The 22,398-nt window shown below is 73.3% G+C and carries 19 protein-coding genes; 14 read left to right on the top strand and 5 right to left on the bottom strand.

What is annotated here, in order from left to right; genetic code table 11:
* Positions 1-8 precede the first annotated feature (8 nt).
* From BJ984_RS16750 to BJ984_RS16735, 4 genes are read right to left on the bottom strand one after another with little or no spacing between them, the layout of a single operon-like run.
* Positions 9-1,493 (bottom strand): aldehyde dehydrogenase (NADP(+)), encoded by a 1,485-nt coding sequence (locus BJ984_RS16750; RefSeq protein ID WP_179548968.1) that lies wholly within the window; start codon positions 1,491-1,493, stop codon positions 9-11.
* On the bottom strand, positions 1,490-2,641 hold the full coding sequence (locus BJ984_RS16745; RefSeq protein WP_179548967.1) for a mandelate racemase/muconate lactonizing enzyme family protein: 1,152 nt from the start codon (positions 2,639-2,641) through the stop codon (positions 1,490-1,492). The genes BJ984_RS16750 and BJ984_RS16745 overlap by 4 nt, the downstream gene beginning before the upstream one ends.
* Positions 2,638-3,702 (bottom strand): 5-dehydro-4-deoxyglucarate dehydratase, encoded by a 1,065-nt coding sequence (locus BJ984_RS16740; protein WP_179548966.1) that lies wholly within the window; start codon positions 3,700-3,702, stop codon positions 2,638-2,640. Before BJ984_RS16740 ends, BJ984_RS16745 begins: the two co-directional genes overlap by 4 nt.
* Positions 3,699-4,799: an NAD-dependent epimerase/dehydratase family protein gene (locus BJ984_RS16735; RefSeq protein ID WP_179548965.1), complete on the bottom strand. Its 1,101-nt coding sequence runs from the start codon at positions 4,797-4,799 to the stop codon at positions 3,699-3,701. The genes BJ984_RS16740 and BJ984_RS16735 overlap by 4 nt, the downstream gene beginning before the upstream one ends.
* 225 nt (positions 4,800-5,024) lie before the next feature.
* Here BJ984_RS16735 and BJ984_RS16730 point away from each other — a divergent pair, with 225 nt between their 5' ends.
* The 7 genes from BJ984_RS16730 to BJ984_RS16700 all read left to right on the top strand — a co-directional run bounded on the left by BJ984_RS16730 (position 5,025) and on the right by BJ984_RS16700 (position 12,820).
* Positions 5,025-6,095 carry a LacI family DNA-binding transcriptional regulator gene (locus tag BJ984_RS16730; RefSeq protein WP_179548964.1) on the top strand — a complete coding sequence of 357 codons (1,071 nt, stop codon included), beginning with the start codon at positions 5,025-5,027 and terminating at the stop codon, positions 6,093-6,095.
* Complete coding sequence (locus BJ984_RS16725) at positions 6,092-7,186, top strand: M24 family metallopeptidase (RefSeq protein ID WP_271206512.1); 1,095 nt, start codon at positions 6,092-6,094, stop codon at positions 7,184-7,186. Before BJ984_RS16730 ends, BJ984_RS16725 begins: the two co-directional genes overlap by 4 nt.
* 157 nt (positions 7,187-7,343) lie before the next feature.
* Positions 7,344-8,405 carry a DUF6807 domain-containing protein gene (locus BJ984_RS18780; protein WP_179548963.1) on the top strand — a complete coding sequence of 354 codons (1,062 nt, stop codon included), beginning with the start codon at positions 7,344-7,346 and terminating at the stop codon, positions 8,403-8,405.
* Entirely contained in the window at positions 8,402-9,532 is a 1,131-nt protein-coding gene (locus BJ984_RS19145; protein ID WP_271206513.1) for a Gfo/Idh/MocA family protein, read from the top strand. The genes BJ984_RS18780 and BJ984_RS19145 overlap by 4 nt, the downstream gene beginning before the upstream one ends.
* Complete coding sequence (locus BJ984_RS16710; protein ID WP_179548962.1) at positions 9,529-10,671, top strand: glycoside hydrolase family protein; 1,143 nt, start codon at positions 9,529-9,531, stop codon at positions 10,669-10,671. Before BJ984_RS19145 ends, BJ984_RS16710 begins: the two co-directional genes overlap by 4 nt.
* A 4-nt stretch (positions 10,672-10,675) precedes the next feature.
* Complete coding sequence (locus tag BJ984_RS16705) at positions 10,676-10,963, top strand: DUF1905 domain-containing protein (RefSeq protein WP_179548961.1); 288 nt, start codon at positions 10,676-10,678, stop codon at positions 10,961-10,963.
* 390 nt (positions 10,964-11,353) lie between these two features.
* The gene (locus BJ984_RS16700) at positions 11,354-12,820 is read left to right on the top strand and encodes an ice-binding family protein (RefSeq protein WP_271206514.1); all 1,467 of its coding nucleotides are present in this window, start codon (positions 11,354-11,356) and stop codon (positions 12,818-12,820) included.
* 98 nt (positions 12,821-12,918) lie between these two features.
* Here BJ984_RS16700 and BJ984_RS16695 read toward each other — a convergent pair whose 3' ends face one another.
* Positions 12,919-14,004 carry a Y-family DNA polymerase gene (locus tag BJ984_RS16695; protein WP_179548959.1) on the bottom strand — a complete coding sequence of 362 codons (1,086 nt, stop codon included), beginning with the start codon at positions 14,002-14,004 and terminating at the stop codon, positions 12,919-12,921.
* A gap of 157 nt (positions 14,005-14,161) precedes the next feature.
* Between BJ984_RS16695 and BJ984_RS19140 the strand changes: the two genes are divergently transcribed.
* From BJ984_RS19140 to BJ984_RS16660, 7 genes are all read left to right on the top strand, one after another.
* Entirely contained in the window at positions 14,162-15,934 is a 1,773-nt protein-coding gene (locus BJ984_RS19140; protein WP_179548958.1) for an alpha/beta hydrolase family protein, read from the top strand.
* Positions 15,935-16,076: 142 nt separating this feature from the next.
* Entirely contained in the window at positions 16,077-17,387 is a 1,311-nt protein-coding gene (locus BJ984_RS16685; protein WP_179548957.1) for an ABC transporter substrate-binding protein, read from the top strand.
* A gap of 163 nt (positions 17,388-17,550) precedes the next feature.
* Positions 17,551-18,459 carry a carbohydrate ABC transporter permease gene (locus tag BJ984_RS16680; RefSeq protein ID WP_246306845.1) on the top strand — a complete coding sequence of 303 codons (909 nt, stop codon included), beginning with the start codon at positions 17,551-17,553 and terminating at the stop codon, positions 18,457-18,459.
* Positions 18,456-19,367, top strand: a complete 912-nt coding sequence (locus BJ984_RS16675) for a carbohydrate ABC transporter permease (RefSeq protein ID WP_173184284.1) — start codon at positions 18,456-18,458, stop codon at positions 19,365-19,367. The genes BJ984_RS16680 and BJ984_RS16675 overlap by 4 nt, the downstream gene beginning before the upstream one ends.
* Positions 19,368-19,387: 20 nt before the next feature.
* On the top strand, positions 19,388-20,086 hold the full coding sequence (locus tag BJ984_RS16670; RefSeq protein ID WP_373877428.1) for a DUF624 domain-containing protein: 699 nt from the start codon (positions 19,388-19,390) through the stop codon (positions 20,084-20,086).
* Positions 20,083-21,372 (top strand): alpha-L-fucosidase, encoded by a 1,290-nt coding sequence (locus tag BJ984_RS16665; protein WP_218870106.1) that lies wholly within the window; start codon positions 20,083-20,085, stop codon positions 21,370-21,372. The genes BJ984_RS16670 and BJ984_RS16665 overlap by 4 nt, the downstream gene beginning before the upstream one ends.
* Positions 21,369-22,364 carry a serine hydrolase domain-containing protein gene (locus tag BJ984_RS16660; protein ID WP_179548955.1) on the top strand — a complete coding sequence of 332 codons (996 nt, stop codon included), beginning with the start codon at positions 21,369-21,371 and terminating at the stop codon, positions 22,362-22,364. The genes BJ984_RS16665 and BJ984_RS16660 overlap by 4 nt, the downstream gene beginning before the upstream one ends.
* The last annotated feature ends 34 nt before the right edge of the window (positions 22,365-22,398 follow it).

The following is a 22,398-nucleotide window of genomic DNA, read 5'->3' as shown; positions in this document are numbered from 1 at the left end:
CGCGGGGCTCAGGCGAGCGTCAGCACCCCGTCGACCCGGCGGGGGATGCCGAGCGGGTTCGACTCGCGCAGCTCCGGCGGCAGCAGGGGATCGGGGGCGTCCTGGTACGCGACCGGCCGCAGGAAGCGCCGCAGCGCCGTCACCCCCACCGACGTGTGAAGAGACGTCGTCGCCGGCCACGGCCCCCCGTGCTGCTGCGACCACGTCACGGCGACCCCCGTCGGCCAGCCGGCGAACAGCACGCGCCCCGCGACCGCGGTCATCGCCGCGACGAGATCGTCGACCGGCTCGCCGGGCTCGGCGTGCAGGGTCGCCGTGAGGCTCCCGCCGATCGCGGCGAGCAGGGCGAGCGCCTCGTCGCGGTCGTCGTACTCGATCACGAGCGTGGCCGGCCCGAAGCACTCGACCAGCAGCGCCTCCGGGTCGGCTAGCACGGTCGCGGCCGTCGTCTCGAACACGGCGACGGATGCGCGGCCGCTCTCCGCCGCCGCCACCGACGCCGCCTCGCCGCCCACGACGACCCGCACCGACGGGTGGGCAGCGAGGGCCCGCACACCGTCGCTGAAGCCTGTGGCGATGGCGGCCGAGAGCATCCGGGTGCCTTCGCCGGCGCCGGCACCCAGCACCTCGGCCACGCGGTCGGCGAAACCCGAGCCGCGGGGCACGAGCACGACGCCGGGTTTGGTGCAGAACTGGCCGGCGCCGAGGGTGAACGAGCCCGCGAGGCCCTCGGCGAGCTCGGTGGCGCGCACTTCGAGCGCGGCGGCCGTGATGAGCACGGGGTTGAGGGCGCTGAGCTCTCCGTAGAACGGGATCGGGTCGGGGCGCGCCGCCGCCAGGTCGAACAGCGCGCGGCCGCCGTGCAGCGATCCGGTGAAGCCGACGGCGCGTACGGCGGGATGGGTCACGAGCGCGGTGCCGGCGTCGCGCCCCTCGATCAGCGCGAACGTGCCCTCGGGGGCGCCGGCCGCGGTGAGGGCGGCGTCGACGATCTCGGCGGTGCGGTGCGAGAGCAGCGGATGCGCGGGGTGCGCCTTCACGATCACCGGGCATCCGGCGGCCAGCGCCGACGCGGTGTCGCCCCCGGCGATCGAGAAGGCGAAGGGGAAGTTCGAGGCGCCGAAGACGCCCACCGGGCCGAGGGGGCGGAGCATCCGGCGGAGGTCGCCGTGCGGCGGCACCGCGGTGGGGTCGGCGTGGTCGATCGCGGCCTCGAGCCAGGAGCCCTCGACGATCGCGTCGGCGAACAGGCGCAGCTGCGCGGTGGTTCGGGCGAGCTCGCCCGGCAGGCGGGGGCGGCCGAGGGCGGTCTCGCGGTCGGCGAGCTCGACCAGCTCGTCGGCGGCGGCGTCGAGGGCGTCGGCGGCGGCGCGGAGCCAGCGGGCACGGTCGGCAGCCGGGGTGGCGACGAGGGCGACGGATGCGCGGCGGGCCCGTTCGGCGATCGCGTCGAGCTCGGCGGCGGAGGTGGTGGGCTCGTGGACGAGGGTCATGGGGTGTCCGTTCGCGGGGTGAGGGTGGGTTCGGCCGTGGGGGCGGCCGTGGAGGTGGCGTGGGCCGGCTCGGCGGTGAAGCGGAGGCCGAGGCCCGGATGGTCGGTCACGCGCATCCGGTCGCCGTCGACGACGACGGGGGAGGGCCCGGCGAGGATGCCGAGGTGCGCGAAGCCGGCGTCTTCGACCGCTTCGACGAGGGGGCGGGAGGCGGCGGGCGGGAAGGCGGCGGCGAGCTGGCCCGAGAGCTCGAGCAGGAGGTGCGGGGCGACCTCGACGCCGCGCGACCGGGCGAGGGCGGCGATCCGCTGGAAGGGGGTCACTCCGCCGACCCGCACCGCGTTGGGCTGCAGCACGTCGACGACGCCGGCGCGCAGGAACTCCTCGACGCGGTAGCGCGTGTGCACGTTCTCGCCGAGGGCGATCGGCACGGAGGTGCGGGCGCGGAGGGCCTCGTGGGCGGGGAGATCGTCGGCGCGGAGGGGCTCCTCGATCCAGCGGAGGTCGAACTCGGCGAGGGCGTCGAGGGCGCGGACGGCCCGCTCGAGGTCCCAGCGCTGGTTCGCGTCGATCATCAGGCGGCGGTCGGGGCCGATCACCTCGCGCACGGCCCGCACGCGGGCGATGTCGTCGGCGAGCTCGGGGCTGCCGACCTTCATCTTCACGGCGCGGAAGCCCGCGGCGACCCAGCGCTCGGCCTGGGCGACGAGCTCCGCGAGCGGGTAGTGCAGGTTGACGCCGCTGCCGTAGACCTCGGGCTCGGCCGGCGGCCCGTCGGTCAGGAGGGCGGTGAGGGAGCGGCCGGCTCGGCGACCCGCGAGGTCCCACAGGGCGAGGTCGAGGCCGGCCATGGCGATCGTGGTGAGCCCGCCGGATCCGGCCTCGTGCAGGTGCGCCCAGAGCTCGGGCCAGAGGGCCCCGGGGTCGGTGTCGCGGCCGACGGCGAAACGGGCGATGTCGTTGTCGAGGAGGGCCCGGGCGGCTTCGGCGCCGATGGAGGGCGTCCACGAGAATCCGTAGCCCCGGGCGCCGCCGGTGTCGCGCACGACGGTCTCGACGATCGAGATCGACGTCACGTCGGGGCCCCACGGCCGCTGCAGCGGCACCCGGATGAGCCGCGTGGCGAGGCTCTCGATGCGAGCGGTCATCGCGGGGTGTCGACGGACGCGGTGGCGACGGGAGCGGCCGCGGCGGTCGTCGCACCCCCGGCCGGGGCGATCGCGGCCGGGGGTGCGAGCTCGGCGGCGAGAGCGAGGCCCGCGTCGAGGAGGATCGCCAGCCGCGACTCCTGCTCGGCCGTCGGGTCGACGAGCGGCGGCCGCACCGAGCCGACCGCGAGCCCTCGGATGCGCAGCCCTGCCTTGATCAGCGACACCCCGAACCCGGGCGTCTCGTCGCGCAGCCGCACGAGCGGCACGTAGAACTCCTCCAGCAGCCGCAGTCGCGTCTCCTCGTCGCCCGCGGTGTAGGCGGCGTAGTGCAGCGCAGCCAGCTCGGGGATCATCGCGAACGCCGCCGACGAGTACAGCGGCACGCCGATCCCGCGGAACGCCCCCTGCGTCAGCTCCGCCGTCAGCAGCCCGTTGAAGAACTGCAGCTCGCGGCCCGTGGCACGGGCGGCCAGCACGATTTCCTGGGTCGCGCCGATGTCGCCCGTGCCGTCCTTGAACCCGACGACCTGAGGATGCGCGGCCAGGCGCCGCACGGCGTCCGGCGTGTAGCGGGCGGTGCCCCGGTGGTACAGCACGACGGGCAGCGAGGTGGCGGCGAGCACCGCCTCGACGTAGGCGACGAGCCCGTCGGTGGTGCCTGAGACGAGGTAGGGAGGCAGGAGCAGCAGGCCGTCGGCCCCGGCGGCCTCGGCGCTCCGGGCGTTGTCGATCGCGTGGCCGAGGGGCCCGCCGGCGCCCGAGAGCACCGGCACCCGCCCGGCGACGGCGGTGACGGTGGTGCGCACGACGTCTTCCACCTCGCGAGCACCCAGGGCGTGGAACTCGCCCGTGCCGCACGCGGGGAAGACCGCGCCGGGCCCGAAGGGCAGGCGGCTCGTGACGTGGTCGGCGAGCATCCCGTGGTCGATGCCGCCGTCGGCGCCGAACGGGGTGACGGGGAAGAACAGCACGCCGTCGAACGCGAGCGCGGGTGCGGGGGCTGCCGGCGTCGTGACGGCGCCGGTGTCGGCGGTGGTGGGGGCGTCGGCGTCGCTCATGATCGCGCTGCTCTCTCTTCGATGGTCGGGCTGGAGGTCGGGCCGGGGCCTTCGGTGGTCGATGGATGCGCGGCAAGGGCCGCCGGCGGGTTCGGGAGCTCGGTGCGCCAGGTGCGCGAGGGGCGCCAGCCGAGCATCCGCTCTGCCTTGGCGACGGAGAAGACGGGGGCGCCCGGGCCGAGCGCGTCGGCCGCCTCGCCGAGGGTCGGGGCGTGCTCGCGCCAGAGGGACGCGACCGGTTCGACAGCGAGGGCGTCGGCGGCACCCACGAAGAAGCACTCGCCGTCGATCGCGGCGGGGTCGGCGCGCAGCCACACGTCGACGAAGTCCGCGGCGTCGCGGGCGTCGACGTAGTTGAAGAGGCTCACGGCGGCCAGGGCCGGGTCGCGCAGGCGGTCGATCACGGTGTGTCCCTGCTGGGTGGGGGCGCCGGCCCATTCCTCGGGCGAGATGACGTAGCAGGGGCGGAACGAGCCGAAGACGTGCGGGGAGGTGCGGGCGAACATCCGCACCTCCTCCTCGAGGACGGCCTTCGACAGGGCGTAGGCGTGGGCCGGTTCGACCGGGCTGTCTTCGTCGAGCGGGAGGGTGCGGGGGCGCCAGGTGGGGAGGGTGTAGCCGAGCACGGTGGGGCTGCTGGCGACCAGGGTGCGGGCGACGCCGGCGCGGTCGGCGGCGGCGCAGACGGTGTAGGCGAGGGTCGTGTTGGTGCCGAGGATCTCGAGCTCGGGGGCGCTGAACGGCACCGCGATGGCGGCGAGGTGCACGACGGCGTCGGGGCGCAGCTCGGCGAAGAGGGCGTCGAGGGCGTCGGCGTCGCGGAGGTCGAGGTGGTGCTCGGCGTAGGGCGCGGGGGCGGGCTGCGCGCTCGCCGCGGTGGTGGTGTCGAGCGCGGCGGCGGGCTGCGCGCTCGCCGCCGTGGTGGTGTCGGGCGCGGCGGCGGTCTCCGGGGTGTCGTGTGCGGCGCTCGCCGGAGTGGCGACGGGTGGGGCTGCGGGCGCGCGGTCGAGGCCCGTGACGCGGTGGCCGTGGGCGAGGAGGCCCGCGACGACGCTGCGGCCGAGGCGGCCCGACGATCCGGTGACGACCACGTGCATCCGCTGCTCCTTCTGCTTCGACGGTGAGGCGGCGGCTCGACCCGCCAGGCTCGGCGACCCGCTCGAACCGCACGACCCGCACGACCCGCCAGGCTCGGCGACCGGGCGGGCTTGGGAAACCGCTTTCTCACCCGAGCCTAGGCGAGCACTGGCCGCCGCGGCAACCGCGCCACTACAGTGAGTAAGCGATTTCCGAGCCGGACGGCGACTCGAGACGGAGGACAGATGGCCGACAGAACCAGAGCCACGACCATCGCCGACGTCGCCCTGCGCGCCGGCGTCTCCCAGGCCTCCGTGTCGCGGGTGCTGAACGGCAAGCAGAACGTCGACCCCGCCATCGCCGCCCGCGTGCACGACGCCGTCTCGGCCCTCGGCTACACCCCGAGCATCGCCGCCCGCAGCCTCGTGCACGGCCGCAACGACACGGTCGCCATGGTGGTTCCCGACCTCGAGAATCCGCTCTTCCAGGGCATCCTGAAGGGGCTCAGCCTCGCCGCCGCGGCCGACGGCTACCGCGTGCTGGTCGCCGACACCGCCGAGCAGGCCGGCGAGGAGGCAGCCATCGCGCGCGAGGCCCGTCACCGCTGCGACGCCATCGTGCTCTGCGCCCCGCGGATGCCCGCCTCCCAGCTGCGCGCCCTCGCCCCCCTGCTGGCGCCGGCCGTCGTGGTCAACCGCAGTCTCGACGACCCGGCGGTGCCGACCGTCGGCGTCGACTACGCCCGCGGCATGCGCGACCTGGTCGAGCACCTGGCCGCCCTGGGTCACCGGCGCCTGGTCTTCCTCGCGGGGCCCGACGCGAGCTCGTCGCAGGCCGAGCGGATGCGCGGCCTCCGCGACGCCGTCACCGCCCTCCCCGGGGTGAGCGTCGACACGCTCCCGTGCGGATCCCGCCTGGACGACGGCTACCGCTCCGGCGAGGCGGTCGCCGCCGCGGTGCGCGCCGGAACCACCGCGGTCATCGCGTTCAACGACCTCGTGGCGCTGGGGCTGATGCCGCGGCTCGCGGAGCTCGGGCTGCGCATCCCCGACGACGTCTCGGTCGCCGGGTTCGACGACGTGCCGCTCGCGCGGTATGCGACACCGCCGCTGACGAGCATGTCGGTGCCACGGAGCGAGCTCGGCGCGCAGGTCTGGTCGCGGCTGCGCGCGCTGATCGCGGGGGAGCCGTCGGAGCACGCGCTGCTCTTCCGCCCCCGCCTCGAGCACCGCGCGAGCACGGCGCCGCCGCCGGCGGCTCGGCGTTTGACTGGCGTGCGTGAAGCCCTTCCTGCCGAGTCGGAGGTGCCGGCGTGAGGGCCGTGGTGCGCGCGGCCGACCGGGCCGCGAAGCGGGAGCGAGTGCTCGCGCTGCTCGAGGGGCAGGGCGCCGAGGGGCTGCTGCTGAGCTCGCACGCGGCGGTGACGTGGTACCTCGACGGTGCGCGCACGCACGTGTCGCTGATGGGCGACCCGGTCGCGGCGGTGATGGTGCGGCCGGGTGGCGACGAGATCCGGGTGTTCGAGAACGAGGCCGAGCGGATGCTCGCCGAGGAGCTGCATCCCGACGACGCCGCCCACGTGACGCGGGTGCCCTGGCACGAGCCGTTGCTGCCCGCGGGGCTAGCAGCCCACATGCCGACCCACCCTCCCGGCCGCAGGTCCGAGCGCGGGCTGCTTCGGGAGGGCGACGTCGCCGCCGAGCTGCGGGCCGCGCGGGCGTCGCTGCTGCCGGGCGAGCTGGGCCGGTACCGGAGGCTGGGTGCCGAGGTGGCGGAGGTGCTGACCGACGTGGCGGAGGCGGTGACGCCGGCGAGCAGCGAGCGGGAGGCGGCCGCGATGCTCGCGGGCACCCTCGTGGGGCGGGGCATCGACCCGGTGGTGGTGCTGGTGAGCGGGGCCGCGCGGGTGCGGCACCGGCATCCGCTACCCACCGACGGGCCGCTGGGGGAGCGGGCGATGCTCGTCGTGTGCGGGCGGCGGCACGGGCTGATCGCGAACGCGACGCGGTGGGTGGACTGGGAGGGTGCGGGTGGGGAGGCGGATCGGGGGGTGCTCGAGGTCGAGGCGGCGTTCTTCGACGCGACCGTGCCGGGTGCGACCGTGGGGGAGGTGTTCGCCGCGGGGGCCGCCGCCTACGCGAGCGTGGGCTTCGACGCGGAGGAGTGGCGGCGGCACCATCAGGGCGGCCCCACAGGCTACGCCGGCCGCGACCCCCGCGCCTCGTCCGGCGTCGAGGACGTCGTGCAGACGAACCACGCCTTCGCCTGGAACCCGAGCGTCCCGGGTGCCAAGGTGGAGGATACGGTGCTCGTCACCGCCACGGGCATCGAGCCCCTCACGGTCGACGCACGGTGGCCGGTCGTCGAGGTCGCCGGCCGGTGGCGACCGGTGGCGCTCCGCCGCTGATCGTGTACATTCGATCCCGGATAGCGCTTTCCAACTGGTCGGACGACCTGACCGACAACGACGCCTGACCGACAACGACGCCTGACCGACGACGACGCCTGACCGGCAACGACGCCTGACCGACGACGACACCTGACCGACGATGACAGGAGACGCGGTGACCGACATCACGATCACCGAGGCCGCCGACCGCCTCATCCTGACCGCCGCCGCACCCCCATCCGCACCGGCCGGCGCCGGAACCGCGACGATTCCCGCCACAGCCACAGCCACCGCCGCCGCACACGCCCAGACCGCCGAGCCCGCCGCGGGCGGCCCGATCGTGCTCGCCGAGTACGTGATGCGTCCCGCCGACCCGCAGCTCGAGTCGCCGCGCCCGTACTTCGCCCCGCTCCGCACCCGCGGAGGCGACGTCGTCACCGACCTCCGCCCCGCCGACCACGTCTGGCACAAGGGCCTGTCCTGGTCGCTGCCCGTCGTCGGCGACGAGAACTTCTGGGGCGGCCCCAGCTTCCGCCGCGGCGAGGGCTACGTGCAGCTGCCGAACAACGGCCGCCAGCGCCACCTCGCCTTCGACCGCCTCGACAGCGGCCAGCGCGCCCACATCACCGAACGCCTCGACTGGCTCGCCGAGAACGGCGAGACCCTCTTCGACGAGACCCGCCACCTCACCGTCGAGACGATCGACGACACCGCCTGGCTGCTCGTGTTCGACACGGTCATGACCAATCGCACCGCCGCGTCCGTCGCCCTCGGCTCGCCCACCACCGAGGGCCGCCCGAACGCCGGCTACGGCGGCCTCTTCTGGCGAGGCCCCGCCTCCTTCACGGGCGGCCGCATCCTGGCGCCGCACGCCCCGGGCAGCACGGGCGACGAGGGCGGCCCGGGCGGCGACGGCGGTGCGGGCGGCGACGAGCTCCGCGGCACGAGGTCGCCGTGGCTCGGCTTCGTGGGCGAGCATCCGGATGCCCGTTCCTCGACGATCGTGATTGTCGACCTGCCCGGCAACCCGCGGCATCCGACGCCCTGGTTCGCACGCAGCGAGGAGTACGCCGGGCTCTGCCCCGCCCCGTTCTTCGACGAGGAGTGGGAGGTCGCGGCCGGCGCCGAACTCCGCGCGCGCTACGCCGTCGTCATCGCCGACGGCGCCCTCGACCCGGAGGGCGCCGCCCGCCTCGCCGCCCACGCCCTGACCCTCGCGACGAAGGAGTCCCCGTGACCCACCCCATCCCCGCCGCCAGCGGCGACGACGAGACGGCCCGCCCGCTCCGCGCCGGCATCGTCGGCACCGGCGGCATCTCCGAGCTGCACGCCCAGGCCCTCGCCGCCGTCGACGGCGCCGAGCTCGTGGGCGTCGCCGATCTCGACCCCGAGCGGGCGAGGGCCTTCGCCGAGCGGTGGAGCCGCGCATCCGGACCCGTCGTCGAGCCGGTCGTCGACCTCGACGCCCTGCTCGCCCTCGGACTCGACGTGCTGCACGTCTGCACGCCTCCCGCGGTGCACGCCGAGCAGGCCCTCGCCGCCTTCGCGGCCGGGGTGCACGTGGTCTGCGAGAAGCCCGCCGCCCTCTCGCTCGACGAGCTCGAGACGATGACGGACGCGGCGGCCGCGGCCGGCCGGCAGCTCGCGATCGTCTTCCAGCAGCGCACGGGCACCGCCGCCGCGCACGTGCGCGCCCTGCTCGCCGACGGCGCGCTCGGCCGCCCCCTCGTGGCCACCTGCCAGACCCTCTGGTACCGCCCGCAGAGCTACTTCGACGTGCCCTGGCGCGGAACCTGGGCGAGCGAGGGCGGCGGGCCGACGCTGGGGCACGGCATCCATCAGATCGACCTGCTCGCGCACCTGCTCGGCGACTGGGCGAGCGTGTCGGGGCAGCTCTGGCGGCTGGGGCGCGAGACCGAGACCGAGGACGTCTCGACGGCCGTGCTGACGTTCGCGAACGGGGTCGTGGCGTCGGTGATCACGAGTGCGCTGTCGCCGCGCGAGGTCAGCTCGGTGCGCATCGACACCGAGCTCGCCACCGTCACCGTCGACCACCTCTACGGGCACGGGCACGAGCACTGGCGCATCACGCCGGCGCCCGGGGTGGAGCCGCGGCCGGAGTGGGAGCTGCCGGCCATGGAGGAGGGGAGTGGGCACGTGCCGCTCGTGCGGGAGGTCTACGACGCCCTGCGTTCGGGATCGCCCCTGCCGGCGGTCGCCGCGGCCCCGGCCCGCTCGCTCGAGATCGTGACGGCGCTGTACTCGTCGGCGGCGACCGGTCGCACCGTGACCCCGGCGACCCTGCGCGACGACGCGGCGCGCCTCCGCTCGCTCGAGAGCCCCGTCACCGACCTCCGCCCATGAGCGGTGCGCTGGGCTCGCCGAGCGGATGGCCGTCCCCGCTGTTCCGCGACCCGGTGACCGACGGGGCGGCCGATCCGACGGTCATCCGCCACCACGAGACGGGGGAGTGGTGGATGTTCTACACCCGCCGTCGCCCGGCCGACACCGGCCCCGGGGTGACGTGGGTGCACGGCTCGCGCATCGGCGTGGCGCGGTCGCACGACGGATGGCACTGGCGCGCGGCGGGCGTGGTCGAGGGCCTCGACCCGGCAGCCGGCACGCCCACCCGCGGCGCACGCGTGCCGGGCCTCGACCCGGCAGCCGGCACGCCCACCCGCGGCGCACGCGTGCCGGGCCTCGACCCGGCAGCCGGCACGCCCACCCGCGGCGCACGCGTGCCGGGCCTCGACCCGGCTGTCGGCGCGCCCACCCGCGCCGACGCCGCGACGGAGGTCGACCCGGACGCGGGACCGAACACGCACTGGGCGCCCGAGGTCATCCACGACGGCACCCGCTACCGCATGTACCTGTCGTTCATCGAGGGCGTGCCCGATCGGTGGGAGGGGCACGCGCGGCACATCGTCGAGTACCAGAGCCCCGACCTCGAGCGCTGGACGCGCATCCGCTCGCTGCCCCTCTCGTCGGATCGCGTCATCGACGCCTGCGTCGCCCGCTGCCCCGACGGCCTCTGGCGGCTCTGGTACAAGGACGAGGCGCGCGACTCGACCACCTGGGTCGCCTCGAGCCCCGACCTCGGCGATGAGCACGAGTGGCGCGTCGATGGCGAGGCCGTGGGCGGCCGCCCGCACGAGGGCCCCAACGTCTTCGAGCTCGGCGGGTGGTGGTGGATGCTCGTCGACGAGTGGCGCGGATTCGCGGCCTACCGCTCCACCGACGCCGTCTCGTGGACGCGCCAGGGCGGCCCGGACGCGGTGCTCCTCGGCGCCGGCATTGACGGTCCCGGGCCCGTCGGCCGACACGGCGACGTGGTCGTCGAGGGCGACGCCGCCACCCTCTACCACTTCACCCACCCGCACTGGACGGGCACCGAGATCGACTCCGCCCCCACCCGCGCCTCCCGCGTGACCTGGCTCGAGGCGGCGCCCCTCACCGTCCGCGCCGGCACCCTTCTCGTCGGGGGTGCGGGCGCTCTATCGTGAGGGGATGGAGGTCGCGGTGCGGGGCGAGGTGTGGTGGTGGCGCGGGCCGGCGCCGTTCCACTTCGTGACGGTGCCCGCCGAGGCGAGCGAGCTGATCGCCGAGCTGGCGCCGGGGGTCAGCTACGGGTGGGGCATGATCCCGGTCACGGTCAGCCTCGGCGGCACGACGGTGCCGACCGCGCTCTGGCCGAAGGACGGCCTCTACGTGGTGCCGCTGAAGAAGGCCCTGCGCGACCGCGAGGGCGTCGAGCTCGGCGACGTCGTCGACCTCACGCTGACCGTCGGCGCGTAGAGCCCCCTCGACCTCGGCCACCCGGAGGTCGCGACGGCAGTTCCTCCGACGCGCGTCACCGACCCGATTTCGACCATCCTGAACCGACCCCAGATTGAACATATTCGTAGCCAGGGGACAGGCCGGATTGATACCCGCGTCTACGGCTGGGAACACGCCTGGATCGCTCGGAGAATGCCTGATCAGAGCTAATGTCAAGCGCACTCACATCGTGTGATTCATGCCCCGGAGCAGTCGGGGATTCAGGGGGGCTTCATGCGAGGCCACAACGTTCATCGCCGACCATCGATTTCCACTACGGGCACGAGCCGGAGGTCGGCCGTTCTCGGCGCTGTCCTCGTCGCGGGTGTGGTGTCGGTCGCCGTCCTCGGGGCTCAGTCGGCCAGTGCCGTGGCCACGAAGCCGGATCTCGGCACCGCCGGCGCCTACTCGGTGCTCGCCGCCTCGGCGGTGACCAACACCGGGCCATCCGTGCTGTCGGACAGCCTGGGTGTCAGCCCGAAAGAGGCGATCGACGGATTCCCGCCCGGTCTCGTGGGCGGACAGACCCACGCCGGTGACGCCGCAGCCGCCCAGGCGCAGAGCGACCTCGGCATCGCGTACGAATCGGCCGCCGGCCAGGCCAGCGACGGGGACGTCGGCGGCGAGCTCGGCGGGCAGACGTTCAAACCCGGCGTGTACACCGCGAGCAGCTCGGTCGGGCTGACCGGGCCGGTGACCCTCGACGCGGAGGGCGACCCGGGCGCGGTCTTCATCTTCCAGATCGGGACGACCCTGACGACCGCGACGGCGTCGAGCGTCGTCCCGATCAACGGGGCCCAGGCCTGCAACGTGTTCTGGCAGGTGGGGAGCTCGGCCACGCTGGGCACGAGCACCGTCTTCGTCGGGAACATCATGGCACTCGTGTCGATCGGCACCCAGTCGGGCACCACGATCGACGGCCGGGCGCTCGCCCGTACCGGCGCGGTGACGCTGATCAACACGGTCTTCACCCGCAGCGACTGCGACACGGCGACGCCGACGTCGAACCCGCCTGTGACCAATCCGCCCGTGACGAACCCACCGGTGACGAATCCGCCGGTGACCAACCCTCCGGTGACCAATCCGCCGGTTACTAACCCGCCTGTGACGAACCCCCCGGTTACCAACCCGCCGGTGACGAATCCGCCGGTGACGAATCCGCCGGTGACGAATCCGCCGGTGACGAATCCGCCCGTGACGAATCCGCCCGTGACGAATCCGCCCGTGACGAATCCGCCGGTCACGAATCCGCCGGTGACGAATCCGCCGGTGACGAATCCGCCGGTGACGAATCCGCCGGTGACGAATCCGCCGGTGACGAATCCGCCGGTGACGAACCCGCCGGTGACGAATCCGCCGGTGACGAACCCGCCGGTGACGAACCCGCCGGTGACGAATCCGCCGGTGACGAATCCGCCGGTGACGAATCCGCCGGTGACCAACCCCCCGGTGACGAACCCGCCGGTGACGAACCCGCCGGTGACGAATCCGCCGGTGACCAATCCGCCGGTGACCAATCCGCCCGTGACGAACCCGCCGGTCACCAATCCGCCGGTGACGAACCCGCCGGTGACGAACCCGCCGGTGACCAATCCGCCGGAGAGCAACACGCCCGCGGTACCCGAGACCCCGCTGCCGTCGAACACGGCGAGTGCGACACCGGTCGCGCCGTCCGGGCCGTCAGGGCCCGATGACTCCGCGGGCGGCGGCTCGCTGGCGCTGACCGGAACCGGCAGCCTGCCGGTGATGGTGGCCGTGAGTGCCGGGGTCGTCCTCGTGCTCGGAGCCGGCATCCTGGTCGTCGCCGCGACCCTGCGCCGCCGCCGCAGCGCGTAGCCGCTGATCGCCGGGGTCACCGCACCCCGGGCGCAGCCATCCTGAGCCCGGCCGTTTCCTCGGCCGGGCTCACGTCGTCATCCGGCGACGAGCGCGACTCAGAACAGGGTGGGCGGGATGCCCGCCAGCGGCCGCAGCCCCGTCAGGCTCGCCTTCACGGAGCCGGCGTCCGCGACAGCCTGCTCCGACAGCGCGGCGAGCTCTGCCCGGGCGAGCCGCATCCAGAGCGACGGGTCGTCGGCCGGCGTCGGAGTCGGCACCACCGCCTTCACCGTCGCGAGCACCACTGCCTTCCCCATCGCCTGAACCGTCGCGAGCTCCGCGGTCTCCCCGCGCAGCACGATCGTCAGCCCGGTCGCCGCCAGCCCCGCCCGCATCGCCCGCTTGCAGACCCGGCGGATGCACGTCTCCACCAGCTCGTCCACCGTCCAGTCGCGGCGCGCGTACCCCGCGATCGCCCCCTCCGAGCTGAGCACGGTGCGGCCCGACACCGGGCGCACCGTCGCGTCGTCGCTGCCGTCGCGGATGCCGAGCAGCCGCCGCGTCATCATCGTTCCGCAGGCGTCGAGCAGCCGCTCCGGCAGCACCACGTCTAGGTCGGCGAGCCGTCGCACGCCGAGCCCTTCGAGGCGCTCGAGCGTCTGCCGGCCCACCCCCCAGACCTTCGCGACGGGCAGCGTCGACCGCAGCCCCCGCTCCGTCTCCGCATCGATCACGTGCAGTCCGTCGGGCTTCGCGGCCCGCGAGGCGAGCTTCGCCATCAGCTTCGTGCGGCCCACCCCCACGCTCACGGGGATGCGCAGCTCCTGCCAGGCAAGCCGGCGGAGCTCGGCGGCCGCCCGCACCGCCGCTCGGTCGTCGGCCGCCCCGACGTCGACGAACGCCTCCTCCATCGAGCCGGGCTCGACCGCCGCAGCCGACGCGGCGAACAGATCGAACAGCGCGTCGGCGGTCTCCTCCACCTCGCCCTGCGGGACGTCGAACATTGCCAGCTCGGGGCAGCGCCGCAGCGCATCCGTCACCCGCATGCCGCCCATGACGTCGCGGGCGCGCGCCGGATAGTTCGAGCTGGCGACGAAGCCGTGCACCACCACCGCCACGGGCGCCGAACGCAGGGCGGGATGCGAGCGCAGCACCACCGACGCGAAGAACGAGTCGGCGTCGGCGTGCAGGATCGGCGGCAAGCCCCCCTCCTCCCGATCGCTCTACCGATCCTCCCGCACACCACCGACACGCGCCTTCGGGACCCGCTAGGTTTCTTCACGGGGCCGGTTGCGGATTCCCGGAGCGAGCCGGGACCCCGCGCGCGCGATGACCACGATGGGGCGGTAGACGATGAGCGTGCGCGCGACGACGAACGAGACGACCGGGGCGGACGAGGCGCCGACGACCGGGGGCCTGAGCCGCCGCAACCTCCTCGGGCTGGCCGCTCTCGGCGTCGGTGGCGGTGCGGTGCTGGCGTCGCAGGCCACGACCGCCGCCTCGGCCGCGACGACCGTGACGACTGCTTCGGCCGTGCAGGCCGGGGCGTTCGGCGCAGCGGCGCCCGCCGCCGTCGCACCGGCCCCGACGGAGATCTCGGGCCTCACCCCGTTCCCGCAGCAGCCCGACCTGAACTTCCAGGCCCAGTTCAACTACGGCGAGGCCGCGTACGGGGCGGCCGAGGTCGGCGAGGTCGCCGCCGGCGTCTTCGACGTCAACGCGGCGATGGCCGCCCTCGACGGGCAGCCCGTCCCGGTCTACGAGCCCTACAACGCGACCTTCGAGGCGCTCGCCGCGCGCCTGGCGGGCGAGGCGGATGCCGACAGGGCGGCAGGCCGCTACGTCAGCGCCCGGTCGAAGTACCTGCGCGCGGCCGGCTACTACACCGGCGTGCTCTTCTTCGTGCTCGGCACCGGCACCCCCACGCGCGAGCCGGAGATCTACGCGGCCATGCAGCGCTGCTGGGCGGAGGCCGCCACCCTGCTCGAGCCGGTCTGGACCCGCGTCGAGATCCCGATGACCGTGCGCTTCCCCGACTCCACGGGCGCCCCGGTGGCCCGCACCGTCACCGTGCCCGCCTACTGGGCCCGCGCGGCCGGCGACGGGCCGAAGCCCACCGTGATCGTCAACAACGGCAGCGATGCCCAACTCGTCGACACCTATGCCTTCGGGGGCGCCGCCGCGCTGGAGCGCGGCTACAACGCGCTGATGTTCGAGGGCCCGGGCCAGGGGTCGCTGCTGTTCGAGCAGGACATCCCGTTCACGCCGTACTGGGAGGACGTCATCACCCCGCTGGTCGACTTCGTGCTGGCCCAGCCCGAGACCGACCCCGAGGCGATCGCGCTGACCGGGTGGAGCTTCGGCGGCCTGCTCGTCATGCGGGCCGCCGCCTACGAGCACCGGATCAAGGCCGTGGTCGCCGACCCGGTGTTCTACGACCCGACGACCCCCTACGAAGCCCTGAAGCAGGTGCCGAGCAACGAGGACTGGGGCTACTTCTACAGCAGCCTCCCCGCCTACGGCCTCGAGCGGCCGATCATGAGCCAGGCCTACTACCGCTTCCTGCTCAACAAGCGCGGCGAGATCTTCGGGGAGGCCTTCCACGCACAGGCCCTCACCGGAGTGGTCATGCAGGACATCATCGGCCTGCTGGCGGCGATCGGCAGCTACACCGGTGATGCTGCCCTGTTCGGCAAGATCACCGCGCATTCCCTGCTGCTCAGCTACGAGTACGACACCTTCTTCACGGGTCAGGATGCGACGGTGAAGGGCTGGATGACCGGTGCCGCCTCGGTCGGCACCCACTTCTTCAGCGAAGCCGAGGGCGCGCAGTTCCACTGCGCCCCGATGGCCCCGCAGGTGCGCAACGAGGTCGTCTACGCCTGGCTCGATCAGGTCTTCGCCCACGCGCCGACGCCTCCGGCCCCGCCGGTGCCGCCCGTCCCTCCGCTGCCTCCGGTGCCCGCGCCGGTGCCGGCGCCCGCCGCGGGGAGCGGGGGCGCCAACGGTGCCCTCGCCGCCACCGGCCTCGACGCCGGTCCGATCGCCGCGATCGCCGGCGGCCTCGCGACGGCGGGTGCGGGTGCGGCAGCTCTGGCCGCGAAGGTGAAGGCGTCGGGCCGCCGCAGCTAGCGAGGTCAGGGCCTTGAAACGTTTTTCCGTTCCGTGTTGACCGACGCCGGGTGCTCCGTTACAGTTGCGGAAAGCGCTTTCTAGGCAACCTTCCGACAGAGCGCAGCACCGGGTAGACACAGACGTTTCCAGGAGGACAAAGATGTTCGAAATTCGTAAGCGCCGAACGGCGGTCGCCGCAGCGGCGATCGGTGTCAGCGCCGCACTCGCGCTCACGGGCTGCGCCGGCGGGGGCTCCGAGCCGGCCGCGACCTACGACCCGAACGAGAAGGTGACGCTGAACTTCGCCTTCTGGGGCAACGACGTCCGCGCCGACCTCTACGACCAGGCGTTCGCCGCCTTCAACGAGGAGTACCCGAACATCACGGTGAACAGCTCCTTCCTGGGCTTCCCCGAGTTCTGGGAGAAGCGTCAGACCGAGGCGGCCGGCGGCGGTCTGCCCGACGTCATGCAGTTCGACTACTCCTACCTCCGCCAGTACTCCGAGAACGGGCTGCTGCTCGACCTCGACCCCTACCTCGGGTCGACGATCGAGACCGACGCGATCGCCGACAACATCCTCGGCATCGGGGTCGTCGACGGCACCACCACCGGCATCGCGACCTCCACCAACGCCTGGGGCCTCTACACCAACCCCAAGCTGCTCGAGCAGGTCGGCGTCGCCGGCTACGAGGGCGGCGGCAGCTGGGACGACTACGCCGACTGGATGAAGCAGGTCACCACCGCCGGAAGCGCCCAGGGCATCTCGGGCGGCACTGACTGGACCGGCCGCATCCAGAACTTCGAGATCCAGCTGCGCGCCGAGGGCGCCGAGCTGTTCAGCGAGGACGGCGAGCCCGGCTTCGACAAGGCCCGCCTCGCCGAGTTCTGGGAGCAGGGCGCCGAGGTGCGCGACCCGGCCATCACCATCCCGCAGCAGCGGCTCGAGGAGATCTACCCGCTGTCGGGCTTCGACGCGGCGCAGACCGCGAGCGAGCTGACCTGGGACAACTTCGGTGCCGGCTACCTGGGCAACCTGGGTGAGGGCTACACCGAGCTCGGCCTGGTCGCCCCGCCCATCACCAAGGAAGGCGCGAAGGACCTCTACCTGAAGCCCTCCATGCTGCACACCATCTCGGCCAAGACCGATCACCCCGAGGCCGCGGCCACGCTCGTGAACTTCCTGGTGAACTCGCCCGAGGTCGGCGCCATCTTCGGCACCAACCGCGGCCTGCCCGCCTCGGAGACCCAGCTCGAGGGCGCCGACCTCGGCGGTCTCGACGCCCAGATCCGCGACTACGAGGAGTCCATCCAGGACCGCCTCGGCGACGCGCCCCCCGTGCCGATCGTCGGCGCCGGCACCCTGGAGGAGAAGTTCCGCCAGATCGGCCAGGAACTCGGCTTCGGCACCCTGACGGTCGACGAGGCAGTCGACCAGTTCTTCAACGAGATGGACGTCGTCCTCAACCAGTAACCACCCACGCCTTCCGGGCCCGGACCTCGTGTCCGGGCCCGGAGTGCGTCACAGGGATCGGAGAAATCGCGTGACGATCACGAAAGAGGCTGCCGCAGGGCAGCCCACCCGCGCCGGAGCAGGCGGCCCCTCGAAGGGCGCCGGTCGGCCGAAGACCCCGGCGCTGAAGCCGGGGCGGCGACGGGCCAACCGCCGCGAGAACGTGGCGGGCTACACCTTCCTGCTGCCGTGGCTGATCGGCTTCCTGGGCCTCACGCTCGGGCCGATGATCTACTCCCTGTACCTCTCCTTCACGAAGTACAACCTGTTCGCCGACCCGAAGTTCGTCGGGTTCGACAACTACGTGCGCATGTTCACCGAGGACCCGCAGTTCCTGCAGTCCGTGCAGATCACGCTGGTCTATGTGCTCGTCGGCACGCCGGTGAAGCTCGCCGCGGCCCTCGGCATCGCGATGCTGCTGAACTACCGCAACCGCGGCACCGGCTTCTTCCGCTCCTCCTTCTACGCCCCGTCGCTGATCGGCGCCTCCGTCTCGGTCGCCATCGTCTGGCGCGCCATGTTCTCCTCGAACGGGCCGGTCGACTCCTCGCTCAGCCTGTTCGGGATCAACATCGGCGGCTGGGTCGGCAACGTCTCGCTCGTCATCCCGATGATGATCCTGCTGGCGGTGTGGCAGTTCGGCGCCCCGATGGTGATCTTCCTCGCGGGCCTCAAGCAGATCCCGCGCGAGCTCTACGAGGCCGCCGAGGTCGACGGGGCCGGTCCGGTGCGCAAGTTCCACTCGGTCACGATCCCGATGCTCTCGAGCGTCATCTTCTTCAACCTGCTGCTGGAGACCATCAACGCCTTCCAGGTGTTCGCCTCGGCGTACATCATCTCGAACGGCTCGGGCGGCCCGGCCGGCATGACGAACTTCTACACCCTCTACCTCTACAAGCGCGGCTTCGCCGACGGGCAGATGGGCTACGCCGCGGCGATGGCCTGGGTGCTGGTGATCGTCGTCGCGATCATCGCCTTCATCCTGTTCCGCACCTCGAAGTCGTGGGTCCACTACGCGGGAGAGAACAAATGAGCACCATCGAAGTCGACCGCGCCGCCTTCCTCGAGGGTCAGATCGAGCCGCAGCCGCGCCGCCGCCGCCCCAAGCGCAAGACGGTCAACACGGTCATCTGGTTCGTGGTGCTCCTCGCGCTCACCGCGATCATCCTGTACCCGCTTGTCTGGCTGGTCTTCTCGACCTTCAAGCCCTCGAGCGAGTTCGGCCAGAACCCCGGTCTCATCCCCGAGAACCCGACCATCGACAACTACCTCAAGGTGTTCGACGGCATCGCCGGCACACCGCTCTGGCGGTTCTTCGGCAACTCGCTGCTGATCGCGGTGAGCGCGGTCGTCGGCATCCTGGCCTCGTCGGCGCTGGCGGCCTACGCCTTCGCCCGGATCAAGTTCAAGGGTGTCGGCGTGCTCTTCGCCGCGATGATCGGAACGCTGCTGCTGCCGTTCCACGTCATCATCATCCCGCAGTACATCATGTTCCAGAAGCTCGAGCTGGTGGACACCTACGTGCCGCTGATCCTGCCGAAGTTCCTCGCGACGGAGGCGTTCTTCGTCTTCCTGATGGTGCAGTTCATCCGCAACATCCCCCGCGACATGGACGAGGCGGCCCGCATCGACGGCGCCGGTCACACCCGGATCTTCTTCTCGATCATCCTGCCCCTGATCAGGCCCGCCCTGATCACCAGCGCGATCTTCGCGTTCATCTGGACCTGGAACGACTTCCTCGGCCCGCTGCTCTACGTGAATTCGCCCGAGAAATACCCGCTGCCGATCGCGCTGCGCCTCTACAACGACGCCACCAGCACCTCCGACTACGGGGCCACGGTCGCGGTGTCGTTCCTCGCGCTCCTGCCGATCCTGATCTTCTTCATCGTGTTCCAGCGCTTCCTCGTCGACGGGGTGGCCACGCAGGGGCTCAAGGGTTGATGTCTCGGGGGCTGATGACCGTGACCGACAGACAGCACCGCCGCTCGGATCGGGCCGCCCGCCGCGCCGCCGACTCGGGCAGCGGGCCGGTTCGCGAGGAGGGGCCGCCCGCGCGGTTCCCGGGCGCGCGCAACCGCTTCGCGCTGCTCGGCGAGGTGCTGACGGTGGGCATCCTGGTGACGCTGGTGTCGCTGCCGCTCGTGACCCTGCCAGCGGCCCTCGCCGCCGGGGCCGGGCACATGCGCCGCTTCCTGCGGGCCGAGGAGTCGACCTTCGCCGTCGCCTGGGCCGAGTTCAAGGCCGCGTTCCTCGGGGGAGCGATCGTGGCCCTCGGCGCGGCGGCGCTCGTGCTCGTGCTGCTGCTCGACATCGACCTGGCCGGCTCGGGCGCGTTGCCCGGCGGCCCGCTGGTCGGGCTCGTCGGCTGGGTGGGGCTCGCGGCGGTCGCGCTGCTGCTGCTCACGGCGTGCGGTCGATGGTCTCCGGATACCGGCTGGCGCGCCGCCTTCAAGGCGGTGCCGTCGGCTCTCGGCGGCGACCCTGCGGGCGCGGGCTACACGGTCGCGACGGCGGCCTTCGCGGTGGTCGTGACGTGGCAGCTGCTGCCGCTCGCCGTGCCGGCGCTCGGCTGCGTCGTGCTGGCGATGGTGGCCATCCCGGAGCGTCCGCGGCGCGCGGACCGGGACGACGACGTGCTGGGCCCGGAGGAGACGCGGTGAGCGACGGCACGACCACCGCCGTCCGCGACAGCGTCACCACGAGCGTGCTCTCCCGCCCCCTGCCCGCCTGGGCGCGTGACGCCACACTCGGCGTCTTCGTGCACTGGGGCGCCTACTCGGTGCCGGCCTGGGCCGAGCCGAGCGGTGCCCTCGGCGCCGTGCCCGACGAGGAGTGGTTCGCCCACAACGCCTATGCCGAGTGGTACGCCAACACGATCCGGATCGCCGGCTCACCGGCAGCCGCGCGGCACCTCGAGGTGCACGGCGGGGCGCCCTACGCCGTCTTCCTCGACGACTGGACGGCCGAGCGCTACGACCCCGCCGAGTGGGCGCGGCTGTTCGCGTCGATCGGCGCCGACTACGTCGTGCCGACCACGAAGCACCACGACGGGATCGCGCTCTGGGACGCTCCGGGCGCCGGGGAGCTCAGCACGGTGGCCCGCGGGCCCCGCCGCGACCTGATCGGCCCCCTCGCGGCCGCGGTGCGCGAGGCCGGGATGCGTTTCGGCGTCTACTACTCGGGCGGTCTCGACTGGGCGTTCGCGGAGCATCCGCCGCTCACCTCGAGCGACGACGTGAGCCGGCTGCGACCGGTCGGCGCCGACTACAACGACTACGCCTTCGCGCAGGTGGCCGACCTGATCGACCGGTACGCGCCCGAGGTGCTCTGGAACGACATCGACTGGCCCGACGCCGGCAAGGAGCCCGGGCCGACCTCGATCGAGGAGCTGCTGGCACGCTTCCGCGCGGCGGCGCCCGAGGGCATCGTGAACGACCGCTGGGGCGCGCCGGTCGGCGACTACCGAACCAGCGAGTACGACCACGACACCGGCAACGAGACCGACACCGGCTGGGAGCACTGCCGTGGCCTCGGCTTCTCATTCGGCTACAACGCCGTCGAGGACGAGGCCCTGACCCTGACGCCGCGTGAGCTGGCGCGCCTCTACGCCGACGTCGTGTCGCGCGGGGGCCGCCTGCTGCTGAACGTGGGGCCGACGGCGGCGGGCGAGATCCCGGATGCGCAGCGGCGCACCCTCGACGGCGTCGCGCCGTGGCTGGCCGAGGTGAAGCCCGCGACCGTGGGGCGGTCGATGGCCGGGCGGGCGGGCATCCGTGTGACCGTGCCGGGCGCCTCCGCCGACCGGCTGGACGACCCGTGGTGGCGCGCATGGCGGAGCCCGGGCGGCCTGGTCGTCGTGGTGGACGACCCGCGTGCGATCGTGGAGGCCGACGGACCGGTGCGCGTGTTCGCGCTGCCCGGCGGCGCAGAGGAGGAGACGGCATGAGCGGCTACGGGCACGCGCTGAGCTGGGCCCGACGCCAGGTCGACGAGGGGATCCTGCCCACCGCGGTGCTCGGCATCGCCGACGCGGGCGGCGTGCTCGAGCTCGAGGCGTTCGGCGCGAGCGGGCCGCGGCAGGCCGCGGTGGGCGACCACTACCCGCTGTTCTCGATCACGAAGCCGATCGTCGCGCTGACCGCGTTGCGGGCCGTCGAGCGCGGGCTGCTCACGCCGCAGACACCGCTTCAGGATGCCCGTCCGGCCTTCGGGGCCCGCCGCTCCGACACCGTGCGGCTGCGCCACCTGCTCAGCCACACCTCGGGCATCGCCGAACCGCCGCTGCACACGCCGCTCGGACTGGAGGCCTCGCTCCTCGGCGCGGACGCCGACTTCGCCGCCGGCACCGTCTCGCGCTACTCGAGCATCGCGTTCGCGGGCGTGCAGGCGCTGGTGGAGCACGCGACGGGCGAGTCGCTGCGGCACGAGCTCGACGGCCTCGCCGACGACGCCGGGATGCCCGGGCTGACGTTCGACGCCGACTGCGATCCGCACCCGGTGTTCGACGCGGCCGAGCAGGGGCTGGACTATCCGGCACTGCAGCGGCTCGCGCATCCGGGGGCGGGGCTGTACGGCACCGCGTCCGACCTGCTGGCGCTGGGATCGGCGCTGCTGGCCGGCGGTGGGCGGGTCGTGCATCCGTCGACCGTCGCCGCGATGCTGCGCCCGCAGACCACCGGGCTGCCGCGCCTCGAGCCCTACCCGGCCGAGCGCGGCCAGGACTGGGGCCTGGGCTGGAACCTGCGCTTCGCGGCCCCCGGGCTGCTCGAGCAGCGCACCTACGGCCACGGCGGCTGGGCCGGCACCGAGTTCTGGATCTATCCCGAGCTCGGCGTCGCGTTCGTGCTGCTGACGAACATCGCCGGCCCGTCGCGGCTGGGGCTCGACGTCGACCGGTTGCACAACGCGGTCGTGGCCGGAACGCCGGCGGCGGGCTGACACCCACTCCCACTGGACAACGCCGGACCCGTCT

Origin of the sequence: Herbiconiux flava (assembly GCF_013409865.1) — a bacterium.
Taxonomy (GTDB): domain Bacteria; phylum Actinomycetota; class Actinomycetes; order Actinomycetales; family Microbacteriaceae; genus Herbiconiux; species Herbiconiux flava.
This window is presented reverse-complemented; position numbering and strand designations above follow the sequence as displayed.

Coding starts and splice junctions, on each gene's coding strand:
- BJ984_RS16675 (WP_173184284.1), top strand. CDS start 18,456: ATGAGCACCATCGAAGTCGACCGCGCCGCCTTCCTCGAGGGTCAGATC.
- BJ984_RS16685 (WP_179548957.1), top strand. CDS start 16,077: ATGTTCGAAATTCGTAAGCGCCGAACGGCGGTCGCCGCAGCGGCGATC.
- BJ984_RS16730 (WP_179548964.1), top strand. CDS start 5,025: ATGGCCGACAGAACCAGAGCCACGACCATCGCCGACGTCGCCCTGCGC.
- BJ984_RS16735 (WP_179548965.1), bottom strand. CDS start 4,799: ATGCACGTGGTCGTCACCGGATCGTCGGGCCGCCTCGGCCGCAGCGTC.
- BJ984_RS16705 (WP_179548961.1), top strand. CDS start 10,676: ATGGAGGTCGCGGTGCGGGGCGAGGTGTGGTGGTGGCGCGGGCCGGCG.
- BJ984_RS16660 (WP_179548955.1), top strand. CDS start 21,369: ATGAGCGGCTACGGGCACGCGCTGAGCTGGGCCCGACGCCAGGTCGAC.
- BJ984_RS16750 (WP_179548968.1), bottom strand. CDS start 1,493: ATGACCCTCGTCCACGAGCCCACCACCTCCGCCGCCGAGCTCGACGCG.
- BJ984_RS16740 (WP_179548966.1), bottom strand. CDS start 3,702: ATGAGCGACGCCGACGCCCCCACCACCGCCGACACCGGCGCCGTCACG.
- BJ984_RS16710 (WP_179548962.1), top strand. CDS start 9,529: ATGAGCGGTGCGCTGGGCTCGCCGAGCGGATGGCCGTCCCCGCTGTTC.
- BJ984_RS16745 (WP_179548967.1), bottom strand. CDS start 2,641: ATGACCGCTCGCATCGAGAGCCTCGCCACGCGGCTCATCCGGGTGCCG.